15 protein-coding genes are annotated in these 14878 nt (G+C 70.5%); 3 read left to right on the top strand and 12 right to left on the bottom strand.

Going from position 1 to position 14878, the window contains the following annotated elements:
- The 10 genes from KBC94_RS04160 to atzF form a co-directional block, all read right to left on the bottom strand.
- Entirely contained in the window at positions 1–1065 is a 1065-nt protein-coding gene (locus KBC94_RS04160; RefSeq protein WP_294366588.1) for a formamidase, read from the bottom strand.
- A gap of 19 nt (positions 1066–1084) precedes the next feature.
- Positions 1085–2002 carry an ABC transporter permease gene (locus KBC94_RS04155; RefSeq protein ID WP_294366587.1) on the bottom strand — a complete coding sequence of 306 codons (918 nt, stop codon included), beginning with the start codon at positions 2000–2002 and terminating at the stop codon, positions 1085–1087.
- Entirely contained in the window at positions 1999–3081 is a 1083-nt protein-coding gene (locus KBC94_RS04150) for an ABC transporter permease (RefSeq protein WP_294366583.1), read from the bottom strand. The genes KBC94_RS04155 and KBC94_RS04150 overlap by 4 nt, the downstream gene beginning before the upstream one ends.
- Positions 3082–3109: 28 nt before the next feature.
- On the bottom strand, positions 3110–4210 hold the full coding sequence (locus KBC94_RS04145) for a BMP family ABC transporter substrate-binding protein (protein ID WP_294366581.1): 1101 nt from the start codon (positions 4208–4210) through the stop codon (positions 3110–3112).
- A 50-nt stretch (positions 4211–4260) separates the two neighbouring features.
- Positions 4261–5679 (bottom strand): AtzE family amidohydrolase, encoded by a 1419-nt coding sequence (locus tag KBC94_RS04140; RefSeq protein ID WP_294366580.1) that lies wholly within the window; start codon positions 5677–5679, stop codon positions 4261–4263.
- Positions 5676–5879, bottom strand: a complete 204-nt coding sequence (locus KBC94_RS04135; RefSeq protein ID WP_294366578.1) for an AtzG-like protein — start codon at positions 5877–5879, stop codon at positions 5676–5678. Before KBC94_RS04135 ends, KBC94_RS04140 begins: the two co-directional genes overlap by 4 nt.
- Before the next feature lie 196 nt (positions 5880–6075).
- Complete coding sequence (locus tag KBC94_RS04130) at positions 6076–6897, bottom strand: ABC transporter ATP-binding protein (protein ID WP_294366576.1); 822 nt, start codon at positions 6895–6897, stop codon at positions 6076–6078.
- Positions 6894–7724, bottom strand: coding sequence for an ABC transporter permease (locus KBC94_RS04125; protein WP_294366575.1), 831 nt, complete (start codon positions 7722–7724; stop codon positions 6894–6896). The genes KBC94_RS04130 and KBC94_RS04125 overlap by 4 nt, the downstream gene beginning before the upstream one ends.
- A 5-nt stretch (positions 7725–7729) precedes the next feature.
- Entirely contained in the window at positions 7730–8728 is a 999-nt protein-coding gene (locus KBC94_RS04120) for an ABC transporter substrate-binding protein (RefSeq protein ID WP_294366572.1), read from the bottom strand.
- Positions 8729–8798: 70 nt separating this feature from the next.
- The gene (gene atzF, locus KBC94_RS04115; protein ID WP_294366570.1) at positions 8799–10556 is read right to left on the bottom strand and encodes an allophanate hydrolase; all 1758 of its coding nucleotides are present in this window, start codon (positions 10554–10556) and stop codon (positions 8799–8801) included.
- A gap of 194 nt (positions 10557–10750) precedes the next feature.
- Between atzF and KBC94_RS04110 the strand changes: the two genes are divergently transcribed.
- From KBC94_RS04110 to KBC94_RS04100, 3 genes are read left to right on the top strand one after another with little or no spacing between them, the layout of a single operon-like run.
- Positions 10751–11194 (top strand): Rrf2 family transcriptional regulator, encoded by a 444-nt coding sequence (locus KBC94_RS04110; RefSeq protein ID WP_294366567.1) that lies wholly within the window; start codon positions 10751–10753, stop codon positions 11192–11194.
- Positions 11195–11196: 2 nt separating this feature from the next.
- Entirely contained in the window at positions 11197–12099 is a 903-nt protein-coding gene (locus tag KBC94_RS04105; protein WP_294366565.1) for an NAD(P)/FAD-dependent oxidoreductase, read from the top strand.
- Between the two features lie 15 nt (positions 12100–12114).
- The gene (locus KBC94_RS04100) at positions 12115–12789 is read left to right on the top strand and encodes a class I SAM-dependent methyltransferase (protein ID WP_294366561.1); all 675 of its coding nucleotides are present in this window, start codon (positions 12115–12117) and stop codon (positions 12787–12789) included.
- Positions 12790–12830: 41 nt separating this feature from the next.
- On the opposite strand, the gene KBC94_RS04095 is transcribed toward KBC94_RS04100, so the two are convergent.
- Both KBC94_RS04095 and KBC94_RS04090 read right to left on the bottom strand, forming a co-directional pair.
- Complete coding sequence (locus KBC94_RS04095; RefSeq protein ID WP_294366557.1) at positions 12831–13853, bottom strand: NAD(P)H-quinone oxidoreductase; 1023 nt, start codon at positions 13851–13853, stop codon at positions 12831–12833.
- A gap of 14 nt (positions 13854–13867) precedes the next feature.
- A complete protein-coding gene (locus KBC94_RS04090; protein ID WP_294366556.1) occupies positions 13868–14857 on the bottom strand; it encodes a tripartite tricarboxylate transporter substrate binding protein in 990 nt (329 codons plus the stop codon).
- Positions 14858–14878: the final 21 nt, after the last annotated feature.

The raw sequence follows: 14878 nt of genomic DNA, 5'->3' as shown, positions 1-14878 counted from the left end.
TCAGTCCAGGGTCTTGAGACGTTCCTTGTCGGGCACCGGCGGCGTGGGCGCCGGCACCAGCGGATGGCTGCCTGCGCCGCCGTAGAAGCGCACCGGCGGCGCGAAGCCGAAGCCTGTGCCGTCGGTCACCTGCACCTGGTCGCTCCAGGGCAGGCGGTAGCGGCCGGCGGCCATGTCGTGCATGTAGGTGTAGGGACAGTCCTGCGCGCCGCCCTTCACCGCCACGTAGCCGCGGTGATAGAGCTGGTAGATGTTGTTCTCCACGCCCCAGCCGGTACGTGCCTCGCGCACCAGGTCGGGCCGCAGCTCGGCGGTAATGATCTCGTCGGGCCGGCCACCGCCCTCCACCATCACGGTGCCGTCGAAGCTGCAGAACATGCCCTCGCCCATGGAGTCGAAGGTGCCATCGCTGCCGCACATGCAGACGCTGGCGGTGTAGGCCAGGTTGCAGAAGGCGTTGGCCTGGTTGGTGATCTTCCAGGCGTGGCGGATCGGCGCGGTGTAACCGGCCGTGCGCAGGATGATCTCGGCGCCCTTGTAGGCCGCCTCGCGGGCCATCTCCGGGAACATGCCGTCGTGGCAGATGATGAGCGCCAGCTTGCTGCCGTTGGGGCCGTCGCACACCGGCACGCCCAGGTTGCCCGGCTCCCAGGGCTCCACCGGCACCCAGGGATGCAGCTTGCGGTAGTACAGGCGGATGGCGCCCTGGTCGTCGATGACCAGGCCGCTGTTGTACGGATTGCCGTCCGGGTTGGCCTCCATGATGGAGAAGCAGCCCCAGATGCGGTGTTCCACGCAGGCCGCGCGGAAGGCCGCCACCTCGGGGCCGTCGAGGCTGCACATGATCTCGGGGTTGGTGTCCATCGAGAGGCCGTGCAGCGAATACTCCGGAAAGACCACCAGGTCCATGGTCTGCTGGTTGCGGCGGGCCTTGCCCACCAGCTCGCAGATGCGCTGCGTCTGCGCCGCCAGTTGCTCGCGCGTGGCGACCACCGGCAGCTGCAGCTGCACCAGGCCCACCACCACGCCGTGGGCCGATTTGTTCAGACCGCCGAGTCCGCTCATGGATGACTCCTTGTGGGGTTCATTTCGAAGAAAGCTCACCGGGACTGCCCGCCGCCACCTGCCCGGGCCGGCACGAGGCCACCAGGATGAGGAGCGTGAGCACATAGGGCACGGTGTTGAAGAGGTGGTAGCCCCAGCCGATGCCGATGGACTGCAGCGCCGGCCCCACGGCCCCGGCACCGCCGAAGAGCAGCGCCGCGCCCACGCAGCGCAGCGGGCTCCAGCGCGCGAAGATCACCAGCGCCACGGCGATCAGGCCCTGTCCGCTGGAGATGCCCTCGTTCCAGCTGCCCGGGTAGAACAGCGTGAGCGAGGCGCCGCCCAGCCCCGCGATGGCACCGCCCGCGGTGGTGGCCGCGATGCGCAGCGCCGACACCGAATAGCCCAGCGCCCGTGCCGCATCGGCCGAGTCGCCGGCCAGCCGCACCAGCAGGCCGGCGCGGGTCCGCGCGAAGCCCCACCACAGCAGGCCGGCAAGCAGCAGGCCCAGCGGCACCAGTGCATTGACCTGCAAGGCCGCACGTACCGCCGCATTGCTGCTCCAGTCGCCCAGCGGCAGCGCCGGGATCTGCGGCGCCTGCGGCTGGATCAGCGGCTTGCCCAGGTAGAAGGCCAGGCCCGTGCCCAGCAGCATCAGCGCGATGCCGGTGGCCACGTCGTTGACGCCGCGCAGCGAGCACAGCAGGCCGTGCAGCAGCGCCAGCAGCGCACCGGCGACGGCACCCGCCAGCACGCCAAGCCAGGCCGAGCCGGTGAGGTACGCGCCGCCGAAGGCCGCCATGGCCGAGAGCACCAGCACGCCTTCCAGGCCCAGGTTGATGCGACCCGACTTCTCGGTCAGGCACTCGCCCAGGCTCACGAAGAGGAAAGGTGTGCCCACGCGCAGCGCTCCGCCCACGATGGCGGCGACGAAGGCGGTCAGCATGTCGGCGGTCATGGTTGCGCCTCCTTGAGGGCCGGTGCCGCCTTGTCACTGCGCAGGCGGCGCAAGGGCGTGAGCCAGTCGCGCCCGCGCAGCGCCTCGCTGGCCAGGATGAGCACGAAGGCGATGCCCTGCAGCACCAGCACCGAGGCATCGGGCAGGCCCAGCCGGCGCTGCAGCAGGCTGCCCGCCGCGCCGAAGCCACCGAAGAGGATGGCCACCGGAATCACCGCCAGCGGGTTCTGCCGCGCGATGAAGGCCACCAGGATGCCCGCATAGCCATAGCCCGCGATCAGCGAGGCATTGGCGCTGGTGTGCACTGCCGCCACCTCCACCGCGCCGGCCAGGCCCGCGCAGGCGCCGCCCAGCGCGCAGGCCAGCAGCACCAGCCGCGTGGCCGGCAGGCCCACCAGTTGCGCGGCGCGCGGATTGCCGCCGACCACCCGCACCGAGAAGCCGGTGGGCGTCCAGCGCAGCCACAGCGCCAGCACCACGCAGGCCGCCACGCCCAGGGCCAGGCCCCAGTGCACGTCGCTGCCCGCGATGCCGCCGATGCGCAGGCCCTCGGCCAGGGCGTTGGTCGAGGGCTTGTTCAGGCTGGCCGGATCGCGCAGCGGCCCTTCGACCAGATGCTTGAACAGGCCGATGGCCACATAGGCCAGCAGCAGGCTGCTGATCGTCTCGTTGATGCCGCGGTACTGGCGCAGCGCACCCGCCAGCATGATCCACAGCGCGCCGGCCACCATGCCGGCCAGGCACACGGCCACGGTGCCGAAGAGGTTCTCCGGCAGCGCCACGGCATAGGGCAGCGCCGCCGCGCCCAGGCCGCCCAGCACCAGCGCGCCCTCGCCGCCGATGATGACCAGGCCGGCGCGCGCCGGCAGTGCCACGCACAGCGCGGTGAGCATCAGCGGCGCCGCGCGCTGCAGCGTGTTCTGCCACGAGAACCAGCTGCCGAAGGCGCCCTGGTAGAGCACCGCCCACACCTCGGGCGGCGAGCTGCCTGCCGCCACGGCCGCAAAGACGCCGAACAGCGCCACTGCGGCCGCAATGCTGAGCACCGGCAGCGCCAAGTCCTGGCCCATGGATCGCATGGCAGGTTTTCCTTGTGCAGCGCCGGACTCAGACCGAGCCGACCACGCCTTCGACCAGGTAGTTCATCTGCTCGAGCTTGAGGTCGGTCTGCTTCTGCACCTGGCCGGCGGCGATGACTTCCTTGCCCTTGTTGTCCTTGAGCGGGCCCTTGAAGATGTCGAAGCTGCCCGCGATCATCTTGGCCTTGGTGTCGTCGGCCTGCTTCTTGGCGGCGTCGGTCACCATGGGGCCATAGGCCGAGGTCTTGACGTAGCCTTCCTTCAGGCCGCCGCGCAGGAAGTTGGGATGCGGCTTGCCGGCCTGGGCGGCTTCGAGGATGGTCTTGTAGGCGGTGAGCCAGTTCCATTCGGCGCCGGTGAGGTAGGCATTGGGCGCCAGCTTGGCCTGGCTGGCGTGGTAGCCGCAGACCATCTTGCCGCGCTTGGCGGCGGTCTCCACCACCACCTTGGGGCCATCCACGTGCATGGTGAACACGTCGCAGCCCTGGTCGGCCAGGCTGTTGGTGGCCTCGGCCTCCTTCACGGCCATCGACCAGTCGCCGGTGAAGATCACATGGCAGGTGATGCCCGGCTTGACCGAACGCGCACCCAGCGTGAAGGCGTTGATGTTGCGCAGCACCTGCGGAATGGGCTTGGCGGCCACGAAGGCGATCTTGCCGCTCTTGCTCATGTGACCGGCGATCACGCCGTTGAGGAACTGGCACTCGTCGATGTAGCCGAAGAAGCTGCCCACGTTCTTGGGGTTCTTCTCGGTCCACAGGCCGCCGCAGTGCGAGAAGCGCACGTCGGGGTACTTGGGCGCCAGCGCCAGGATGTGCGGGTCGAAGTAGCCGAAGGAGGTGGGAAAGAGCAGCGAGGCGCCGTCCTGCTGGATCATGCCGGTCATGGTCTTCTGGACGGCGGCGGTCTCGGGCACGTTCTCTTCCTCGACCACCTTCACGCCGGGCAGCTTCTTGAGCTCGGCCGCGGCCTGGGCGTGGGCCTGGTTGTAGCCGTAGTCGTCGCGCGGGCCGACGTAGATCACGCCCACGGTCAGCGGCTTCTGGGCCCAGGCCAGGGGGCCCAGGCTGCCGGCGGCGCCGAGGGCGGCCAGGGTCTTGAGGGATTCGCGGCGGTTGAAGGCGGTCATGCGAAAAGCTCCAGCGGAAGGTTGGGTGAGGGAAAGGGTGGACAACGAAATCAGGGCAGCAGGGCGACGGGCGCCTGCGTGACGCCCGCGGCCTCCAGGGCGGCGGCGGCGCGCAGGGCAAGGTCTTCGCGCCAGGGGGCGGCAATCAGCTGCACGCCCACCGGCAGCGTCGCATGGGCGCCCCACACCGGCACGGCGCACACCGGCAGGCCGATGCAGGAGATGGGCTGCGTGAGCGCACCGAAGCTGGGCCGCAGCGGCTGGCGGCGGCCGTCGAGTTCCAGCCATTCGGTGCCGATGGGCGTCGCCGAACAGGGCGTGGCCGGCGCGAGCAGCAGGTCGAAGTCCTGCATCAGCGCGGCCACGGCCTCGGCATAGCGGCGTCGCACGCGCTGGGCCCGCGTGACCCAGGCGGCGGGCAGCAGCGCGCCGGCCAGGAAGCGGTCGCGCGACAGCGGCTCGAAGTCCTGCGCGCGGCGGCGCAGGTCGGGCAGGTGCAAGGCTGCGCCTTCGGCGTTGGTGATGAGGAAGGCGGCGGCGCGGCCGGCCTCGACCAGCGGCAGCTCGACGGTGCGCGTGGCGCCCAGGGCCTCGGCCACGCGGGCGACGGCAGCCTGCGCCTCCGGCAGCGCATTGCGCGCGAACCAGCCGCCCAGCACGCCGATGCGCAGGCCGGCGATGCCCTGCGGCAGCGTGCCGATCACCGGCTCGACGGGGCGCTGGGCACAGCCCGGGTCGCCGGGGGCGCCCTCCTCCGGCCCCTGCATCGCGTCGTAGGCCAGGGCCAGGTCGCGCACCGAGCGGGCGAAGGGGCCCAGGTGGTCCAGGCTGCCGACGAAGGGATAGCTGCCGGTGCGCGGCAGCCGGCCGAAGGTGGGCTTGAGGCCGTACACACCGCACAGCGAGGCGGGCACGCGGATGGAGCCGTTGGTGTCCGAGCCCAGCGTGATCGGCACCTGCCCGGCCGCCACCGCCGCGCCGCTGCCGCCCGAGGAGCCGCCGGCGATGCGCGTGAGGTCGTGCGGATTGCGCGTGGGGCCCTCGTGCGAGTTCTCGGTGGTGAAGCCGTAGGCGTACTCGTCCATGTTGAGCGCGCCCACCAGCACGGCGCCGGCGGCTTCGAGGCGGCGCAGCAGCAGGGCGTCGACGCTGGCGGGCGGCGCCTCGCGCTCGATCTTCGAGCCGGCCAGCGTGGGCAGGCCCGCGACGTCGAACAGGTTCTTCACGGCCACCGGCACGCCGGCCAGCGGCAGCGCGGCCCGGGCCTCGGCCGGCAGCGCGTCGATCGCGCCGGCGCGCTGCAGGGCGCGCTCGCGCGTCACGGCGGTGAAGGCGTTGACGCGGCCTTCGGTGGCGTCGATGCGCTCCAGCACCGCCTGCACCACGGTGGTGGCACTGGCCTCACCCGCCTGCACCGCGGCGGCGATGGTGGCGGCCTCGGCCTCGAACCAGGGTTGGGCAGCGCTCATGACTGCCCCCCCGGCGCCACCGGCTCGAAGCGCACCGCCGACTCGTCGTGCGCCGCCAGGTCCACGGCCTCGGTCAGCGCCGCCATGTCGGCAGCGAGCGCGAAGTAGCGCAGCACGCCCGGCCGGTGTTCGGGTGCAATCGGCAGGTCCAGCGCCGCGGCGGCGGCGTCCACATAAGCTTCGATCTGTTCGGCATTCATGGCAGTGTTCCCCTAACGTTGCGCGTCAACCTCAGATGTCGGAGCCGGCGCAGCGACAGAGATCGAGTGGCCGCGGAGCAGGCCATGCCAGGGCACCCACGGAACTGGCTTTGCCAGGCCGTGGGGTGCGCCCCCCTCCAAGCCGAAGGCGCCAGGGAGGGGGGAGCCGCGAAGCGGCATGGGGGGTGCATCTCTTTCACCGGCGCACTTCGCGCTGGAAGATTTCGAGGCTCTGCTTCTTCATGGCCACGAAGCTGGGCTGGCTCAGCGTCTCCACAGTGCGCGGGCGCGGATCGTCGTAACGCAAGATCTCGGCCACCCGCGTGGGCCGCTTGGTCAGCAGCAGCACCTCGTCGGCCAGGTACACCGCCTCTTCCAGGTCGTGCGAGACCAGCAGCATGGTGGTGCCCGTCTGCATGAACACCTCCTGCAGCTTCTCGCGGATGAACAGCGTCATCTCGAAGTCCAGCGCCGAGAAGGGCTCGTCCAGGAACAGCACCTCGGGCCCGGGCGCCAGGGCCCGCATGATCGAAGCCGTCTGTTGCTGGCCGCCGGAGAGCTCGTAGGGAAAGCGGTTCAGGTCGAACTTGACGTCGAAGCTGGCCACCAGCTCTTCCATGCGGCGGTCCACCTCGGCTTTGCTTCGGCCTTCCAGCTTGAGCGGATAGGCGATGTTGTCGATGGTGCGCATCCACGGGAACATCGCTTCGCGGTAGTTCTGGAACACGTAGCCGATCTTGGTGTCCTTGAGCGACTTGCCGTCGAACAGGATCTCGCCGCGGTCGATGGGGATCAGCCCCGCGATCATGTTGATCAGCGTGCTCTTGCCGCAGCCGTTGGGCCCGAAGACCGAGACGATCTTGTGCTTGGGGATGTCGAGGTCGAAGTCCTCGTACAGCGGCCAGCCCGCGAAGTACTTGGTCAGGCCACGGATGGTGATGTGCGTGCCGGCGGGGCCGGGACGGAACTTTGGCACCGGCACATCGGCGACGACGGGGGCGTTGAGGACGGCGTTCATCTTCCACTCCAGTGCACGATGCGGCGCTCAATGACCAGGAAGAGCACATTAAGTGCATACCCGAGCGCCCCCGCCGCCAGGATGCTGGCGTACATGCTCTTCACGTTCAGTACCTGCTGCGAATTGATGATCCGGTTGCCCAGGCCGCTGTCGGCGCCGATGAACATCTCGGCCACGATGACGATCACCAGCGCCATCGACACGGCCGAGCGCAGGCCGACGAAGCTGGGCTGCAGGCTTTCCCACACCAGCACGTCCTTGAAGATCTGCCAGCGCGTGGCGCCCATCACCTTGGCCGCCATCACCCGCTGCTTGCGGGCGTTGATGACGCCGTAGGCGCTGTTGAACACCACGATCAGCATGGCACCGAAGGCGGCGATGGCGACCTTGTTGATGTCCGAGGTGCCGAAGATCATCAAAAACAGCGGGATCAGCGCAGACGAGGGCGTGGAGCGGAAGAAGTCGATCAGAAACTCCACGCTGCGGTAGGCCTTCTCGTTGCTGCCCAGCAGCACGCCCAGCGGCATGCCGACCGCCGCGGCGATCAGGAAGGCCTGCAGCGTGCGCCACACGGTGACCAGGAAGTCGTTCAGCAGCGGCCCGCCCGCCAGGCCCGTGACCAGGGTCTGGAAGGTGGCCAGCGGCGGCGGAAGCAGGATGGGCTTGATGAAGCCCAGCCGCACCACCAGGTCCCACAGCACGAACAGGGCAAGGGGCCCGATGGCCGGCAGCAGCTTGTTCCACACCGGCGGCCGGGGCAGCGCGGGCGCGACGTCGGTGGCGGGCGGCTTCCAGGCGCCCGCCGCGGCGGAGGATGGCGCGTTCATGGCACTCAGCCCCGGTACAGCAGCCCGTCCACGGCCACCTTCTTCTCGAAGATGCCCTTCTCGGTGAACAGGTCGAAGAACTTCTGGAAGTACGCGATGTCGGCGGGCTTGAACTCGTCGTGCAGCATGTACGACGCCAGCGGTACCTCGTTGGTGAGCGCGCCCTCGATGGCGGTGTAGCCCTTCATGTACTGCCGCGCCTCGGCCGGGTTGTTGCGCACCAGCTCGATGCCGCGCTTGTAGGCGGCGATGTACTTCTTGGCGACCTCAGGGTTCTTCTTGATGAACTCGGTGGTCAGGCTGGCAGAGCCGCCGTGCCACGGGGCCATCGGGTCGCCCAGGATGTAGTGGGCCACCACGCCCGCCTCCAGCACGCGCGTGGTGCCGTTGAGCCGACCCACGGTGCCGGTGGGCTCCAGCGTGTAGACGGCGTCGATCTGGCCGGCGGCCAGGGCGGCCACATGCTGGCCGATGGGTAGCTCGGTGACGTTGATGACGCCCGCGCCGGCGCGCTCCAGCATGGTCTTGGCCAGCGTCACGTTCTGGATGCCGGGGCCCGAGGCCACGCGCTTGCCCTTGAGTTCGGCGACGCTCTTCACGGGGCTGTCCTTGGGCACCAGGAACTCCTCCAGCACGTACTTGGCGTTGCTGGGGTTGGTGCAGAAGATCTTGAACAGGCCGGGCTGCGCGATCTCGCCGATGCCCAGATTGGCGCTGCCGGTGCCGTTGGCGCTGCCGTCGGAACGGCCGGAGAGCATGGCCTCCATCACCTGCTGGGCGCCGGCGAACTTGAGCGGCTCCACGTCGAGGCCCGCTTCCTTGAAGTAGCCCTTCTCCACCGCGGCGAAGAAGGGCAGGCCCGCGGCCACCGGCCAGTAGCCGATGCGCAGCTTGGGCCCGCCCTGCGCACGCACGATGGCGGGCGCGGCCAGTGCGCCGAGGGCGGCACCGCCGGCCTGCAGCACATGGCGGCGGGAGGGACGGAAGGAGGGCGTTGGGCTCATGCGAAGACTCCTGCGAACGAACGAAAGGAAGGGCGGAATGAGAAAGGCGGGGCGCGAGGGCGCAGTGCGTTCAGGCGCCGCGCGAGGCGATGTAGGCACGCCAGCCGCCATGCGCACTGACGTCCTCGGCGCCCTGCAGCGCATGGGCCTCGCAGATGAAGCTGTGCACCCAGCGCCCATCGACCAGCTCGACGCTGCCCAGGCCCAGGGGTGGCGGGATCTGCGCCAGAAAGGCGCCGACCTCGGCGCGCGGCACGTTCCAGACCTCCAGGGCGATGGGCACGCCGCGGCCGGGCTCGCGCTGCAGGCCCGGCTTGGGCGGCGTGGTGCCAGGCAGCGCATACAGACGGTAGTGCGGCGCGGTGGTGGTGGTCTCGACCAGCGTGGCGCCGCGCGCGATGAGCTGGTGGTTGAGCGGCATGCCCGTGAGGTGGGCACCGACCACGGCGATGGGCATGCCCTCGCCCTCGGTCAGCGGCGGCCACACCGGCGCCCCGGGCGCCGGCAGCGGCCCGCCGGTGGCGCCCATCGGCAGGCCGGTGGCGTGGTGGAAGCGCTGGCCCAGCTCGGCCAGGCGGAAGTCGCTGCCGCAGGGCCCGATGAAGGTCACGCCGAAGGGCAGGCCATCGGGCCGCAGGCTGGCCGGCACCGACAGGGCCGCGTAGTCCAGCAGGTTGACGAAGTTGGTGTAGTGGCCCAGCTCGCTGTTGCGCCGCACCGGCTCGGCGCGCATGGCGTCGAGCGTGCAGTGCGTCGGTGCGGTGGGCACCAGCAGCAGATCGATGCCGGCCCACATGGCCGCGGCCTGCTGGCCGAGCGCATGCAGCTGGGTCTGCGCATCGACCAGGTCGGCGGCGTCGAAGCTGCGACCGCGGGCCAGGATGCCGCGCACCGGCTCGATCACCTCGGCCTCGTGCGCATCGAAGAAGGGCCGCACGGCGGCATAGCGCTCGGCCACCAGCGCGCTGTCGTAGAGCAGGCCGGCGGCGCGGGCCAGCGGCGTGTAGTCCACGGACACCGGTTCGCCGCCCAGCTCGCGCAGCTGCGCGACGGCCCGCTCGAAGGCGGCGGCGGCCAGGGCATCGCCATGGAACTCCAGCGGCTGCGGCACGCCGAAGCGGAAGGCCGGCGGCAGCGGCGTGCGGACCAGGTCGAGGCGCCGCGAGTACGGATCGCCCGCATCCGGTCCCATGGCGCAGGCGAGCACCCGGGCGGCCAGCGCCACGGTGGGCGCGAAGATGGAGACACAGTCCACGCTCTGCGCCGCCGGCACCACGCCCTTCGCGCTAATCAGGCCCTTGCTGGGCTTGAGGCCCACGATGTTGTTGAGCCCCGCCGGCACGCGGCCGGAGCCGGCGGTGTCGGTGCCCAGGGAGAAGTCCACCTGCCCGGTGGCCACCGCATAGGCCGAACCCGAGCTGGAGCCGCCCGACACGTAGCGCGCATCGAAGCTGTTGGGTACCGCGCCGTAGGGCGAGCGGCTGCCGTTGAGGCCGCAGGCGAACTGGTCGAGGTTGGTCTTGCCCGCCACCGACGCACCGGCCGCGAGCAGGCGCTGCACCACGGTGGCGTGCGCGTCGGGCGCATAGGCGAAGGCCGGGCAGGCGGCGGTGGTGGGCAGGCCGGCGACGTCGATGTTGTCCTTGACCGCGAAGCGCAGGCCGGCGAGCGGGCCGGTGGCCGCACCGGCGATGGGCGTGGCCGGGCGGCTGATCCAGGCCGCTTCGGGCCGGCCATCCGGGGCAGGCTGCGGCGCGGGCACCTGGGCGGAACCCGCGGCCGCGAAGGGGCGGGTCAGGGCGTCGGGGGTAGAGGCTTCGTGCACCATGTTCAGGCATCCATTCTTGGATACATGATGTGATGCAAGCAGCGTGCCACCTGGATCGCCCGCCGGACGAGCATTCGGGCACCGGCAATGGTGAGATCGACGAGGCTGTGACACCGGTGCATCGCGCGGCACTGGACCGCAAATGGCGCATGCCAGCCTTGACAGGCACGTCATCACGAAACATCATTAGTTACATGAAACGCGACAGCCGCCTCTCTTCCGTCCTGCATGCGCTGCTGCACATGGCCGAGTACGACGGCCCCGTCACCTCCGAAACGCTGGCGCAGTGCCTGGGCACCAACCCGGTCGTCGTGCGACGCACCATGGCCTACCTGCGAGAGGCCGGCATCGTGAGTTCGGACCGCGGCCACGCCGGCGGGTGGCGCATCCAGGCCGACCTGCGCACCGTCACCCTGCGCCAGTTGCACGAAGCCCTGGGCGAGCCCGCCACCTTCGCCATCGGACACCGCAACGAAGCGCCGGCCTGCCTCGTCGAGCAGGCGGTGAATGCCGCGCTGGAAGACACCTTCGCCCAGGCCGAAGCGTTGCTGCTGCAGCGCTTCTCGGAAATCACTCTCGCCGATCTGGCGGCCGACTTCGCGCGCCGTCATGCAGCGGCTCGGCAGGAAAGGCCTTGATCATGGAATTCGACGTCATCGTCATCGGCGGCAGCTATTCAGGAATGGCGGCGACCCTTCAGTTGGTGCGGGCGCGCAAGACCGTGCTGGTGGTCGACGCGGGCGAGCGGCGCAATCGCTTCGCCAGCCACTCGCACGGGTTCCTTGGTCAGGATGGCGCGCCCCCGGCGGAGATCGCCGCCGAGGCACGCCGCCAGCTCGGCGCCTACCCCACGCTGACATGGCTCGATGGCCGGGCCGTAGCCCTCACAGGATGCGTGGACGCGTTCACGGTGACGGCATCCGACGGTCGCGCGCACCGCGCTCGGCGCATCCTGCTGGCCACCGGCGTGTCCGACCGGCTTCCTGACGTCGAAGGCCTTGCCGAGCGGTGGGGCCGGTCGGTCTTCCACTGTCCCTACTGCCATGGCTACGAACTCGACCAGGGCGGCATCGGCATCATCGCTGCAGGCCCCCTGTCGATCCACCAGGCCGAACTGCTCACCGAGTGGGGCCGCGTGACGCTGCTCGTCAACGGTGCGATGGCACTGGATCCGGCGTCGCGCGCGGCCTTGCAGCGCCGTGGCGTGACGATCGAGGAGGCCACCATCCGCTGCATCGAAGGACATGCCGACGTGGCGATGGCCGACGGACGCGTGCTTCGCTTTGCAGGCCTGTTCACGGCGTCACGAACCTCGCCGTCGAGTCCTTTGGCAGAGGCCATCGGCTGCGCGCTCGAAGAAACACCCATGGGCCTGCAGGTGCGCACGGATGCCGAGAACAAGACCTCGGTGGCGGGCGTGTTCGCCTGCGGCGACGTGGCGCGCATGCCACATTCGGTTTCCCTGGCCGTGGGCCACGGCGCCATGGCCGGCGCCCAGGTCCATCGCTCGCTGGTCTGGCCCGATTCCCTGGCCCCGGCATAGAGGCAGGGACCTGCGATGACACCGTTCTCCGATCCCGCGGCTGTGTCGAGCTACGCGGAACGGACCGCGAGGATCGTGCCCGGACTGCGCGACCTGCACCGCATGACGGCTGTCTTGCTGGCCGAGGATGCGCCTCCGGACGCACGCATGCTGGTGCTGGGCGCGGGCGGCGGCCTGGAACTGAAGGCCCTGGCCGAGTTGCAGCCGGCCTGGCACTTCGACGGCGTCGATCCTTCCCCCGAAATGCTCGCGCTCGCCCGCGCAACCCTGGGCGCCTCCGCACCCCATGTGCGCTTGCACGAGGGCTACATCGACAGCGCGCCAATGGGGCCCTTCGATGGCGCGGCCTGCCTGCTGACGTTGCACTTTCTGACCGCGGATGAACGCCTGCGCACCTTGAAGCAGATGCACACGCGGCTCCGGCCGGGGGCACCCCTGGTGGTCGCACATCACAGCTTCGCCCGGGAGGACCACGCGGCTGGCCGATGGCTGGCGCGCAACGCGGCATTTGCGGTGGCCTCCGGCGTGCCCACCGCCCAGGCCCATGGCAGCATCAATGCGTTCAAGCAGCGGCTGCCGGTGTTGTCGCCAGAAGAGGATGCGGCATTGCTGCGCGCGGCCGGCTTCGAGGACGTCGAGCAGTTTTACGGCGCATTCACCTTCAGGGGCTGGGTAGCCCGCAGGACCTGAAGCGCCGCGCGCCGACCCGCGGCTCCGGCCACGGGCGCCGGTCAAGCGCGCCGCAAGATGCCCGGCGCCTCCAGCACCAGCTTGCCCATGGCCTGCCCCGATTCGAGCCGCGCATGGGCCTGCGCCGCCTGGCGCAGATCGAAGACCTCGCTCACCCAGGGCCGCACCCGGCCGGCGGCCACCAGCGGCAGGGCCACGGCGCGCAGGCGCTCGGCGATCAGGGCCTTCTCGGGCAGCGGCAGCGGGCGCAGCAGCGAGCCGGTGATGCGCAGTTCCTTGGCCAGGATGGGCCGCAGGGGCGCCACGAAGTCGGCGCCCTCGCCCGGCGACAGATGCACCAGCCGGCCGCGGCGTGCGAGCACCTGCACATTGCGCGCGGCATGCGTGGCACCGGCCATGTCCAGCACCACGTCCACGCCCCGGCCCCCGGTCCAGTCCAGCGCGGACTGCACCCAGTCCTGCGTCCGGTAGTTGAATGCGGCCGCAGCGCCCAGGGTCCGCGCCTCGGCCACCTTGGCGTCGCTGCCGCAGGTCACCGCCACCCGATGGCCCAACGCGGCCAGCAACTGCATGGCCAGGCTGCCGACGCCGCTGGTGCCGCCATGGATCAGCACCGTCTCGCCCGGCCCCAGCGCCGCGACGCCGAAGAAGTTGTGCCAGACGGTGAAGAGCGCCTCGGGCAGCGCGGCGGCATCGCGCAGGCCCAGACCTACCGGCACGGCGAAGGCGAGCGCGGCGGGCGCCACCACCCGCGTGGCATAGCCACCGCCATCCACCAGGGCGCACACGGCGTCGCCCACGCGCAGCGGGCCGGCCCGGGCGCCGGCCCAGCGCACGGTACCGCTGACCTCCAGGCCGGGCACGTCGCTGTGCGCGGGCGTGGGACCGCGGCGGCGCTGGTTGCAGTCGTGCCGGTTGACGCCGGCCCAGGCCACGTCGATCAGCACCTCGTCGGGCCCCGGCGCAGGCAGGGCCAGGCCGGGCGTCCAGCGCAGCACTTCCGGGCCACCGGGCGCGGTGATGACGAGGCCGTCGGCGAGCAGGTCGGGCCCGGCGGGGGTCATTGCGTCCGTCGCCTTCAATCCAGCTTCACGCCCGCGGCGCGCACCACCTTGCCCCACATGGCGCGATCGGCCTGGATGAAGGCGGTGAATTCGGCGGGCGTGTTGCAGCGCAGCTCACCGCCGTAGTCGCGCCACTTCTTGGCCAGCTCAGGCGACTGGCAGACCTTGGCCATGGCGGCGCTCAGCTTCTCCAGGATGGCGGGCGCCGTGCCGGCCGGCGCGAGCAGCCCCTGCCAGGCGATGGGCGCGTAGTCGGGCAGGCCCTGCTCGGCGAAGGTCGGCACGTTGGGAAAGCTCGGATGCCGCTCGCGGCCGGTGATGGCCAGCAGCTTGAGCTTGCCGGCCTGCACGTTGGTGGCCGCCGCAGGCAGGCCGTCGAACATCAGCTGGATCTGCCCTGCCAGCAGGTCGGCGTAGGGGCTGTTGCTGTTGTAGGGCACCAGGTTCGACTTCACGCCCGCCACGCTGTTGAACCACACGGCCGACAGGTGCGAATAGCTGCCGATGCCCTGCGTGGCCACGGTGACCGAATCGGGCTTGGCCTTGAGCTGGGCGACCAGCTCGCGCGCGTCCTTGGCCGGCACCGACGGCGTGGCGATCAGCCCCGTGTTGAGCACGCCCAGCAGGCTGATGGGCGCGAAGTCGCGCTCGGCATTGAAGGGCAGCTTGCCGTAGAGGTGCGGCACGACCGACAGCGAGCTGGTGGTGCCGATGTAGAGCGAGTAGCCGTCGTTGGCGGCCTTGGCCGCCACCTCGGTGCCAATGATGTTGGAGGCACCCGGACGGTTCTCCACATAGAAGGACTGGCCCAGGATCTTGGTCAGCTCCGCGGCCAGCTCGCGGGCATTGGCGTCGGGGCCGCTGCCCGCGGGGAAGGGGGCAATGATGCGCACCGGCTTGGATGGGTAGTCGGGTTGGGCGCCCGCACCGGTGGGCGCCAGGGCCAGGGCAGCGACGAGCGGCAGGGCGGCCGCGCCGGCGGCGAGCCTCTTGAGGATGGTCATGAATGTCTCCGTTTGCGAACG

The organism is Pseudacidovorax sp. (genome assembly GCF_017991995.1).
Taxonomy (GTDB): domain Bacteria; phylum Pseudomonadota; class Gammaproteobacteria; order Burkholderiales; family Burkholderiaceae_C; genus Xenophilus.
Note: the sequence above shows the minus strand (reverse complement) of the source record. Positions and strands in the feature narration are given on the sequence as shown.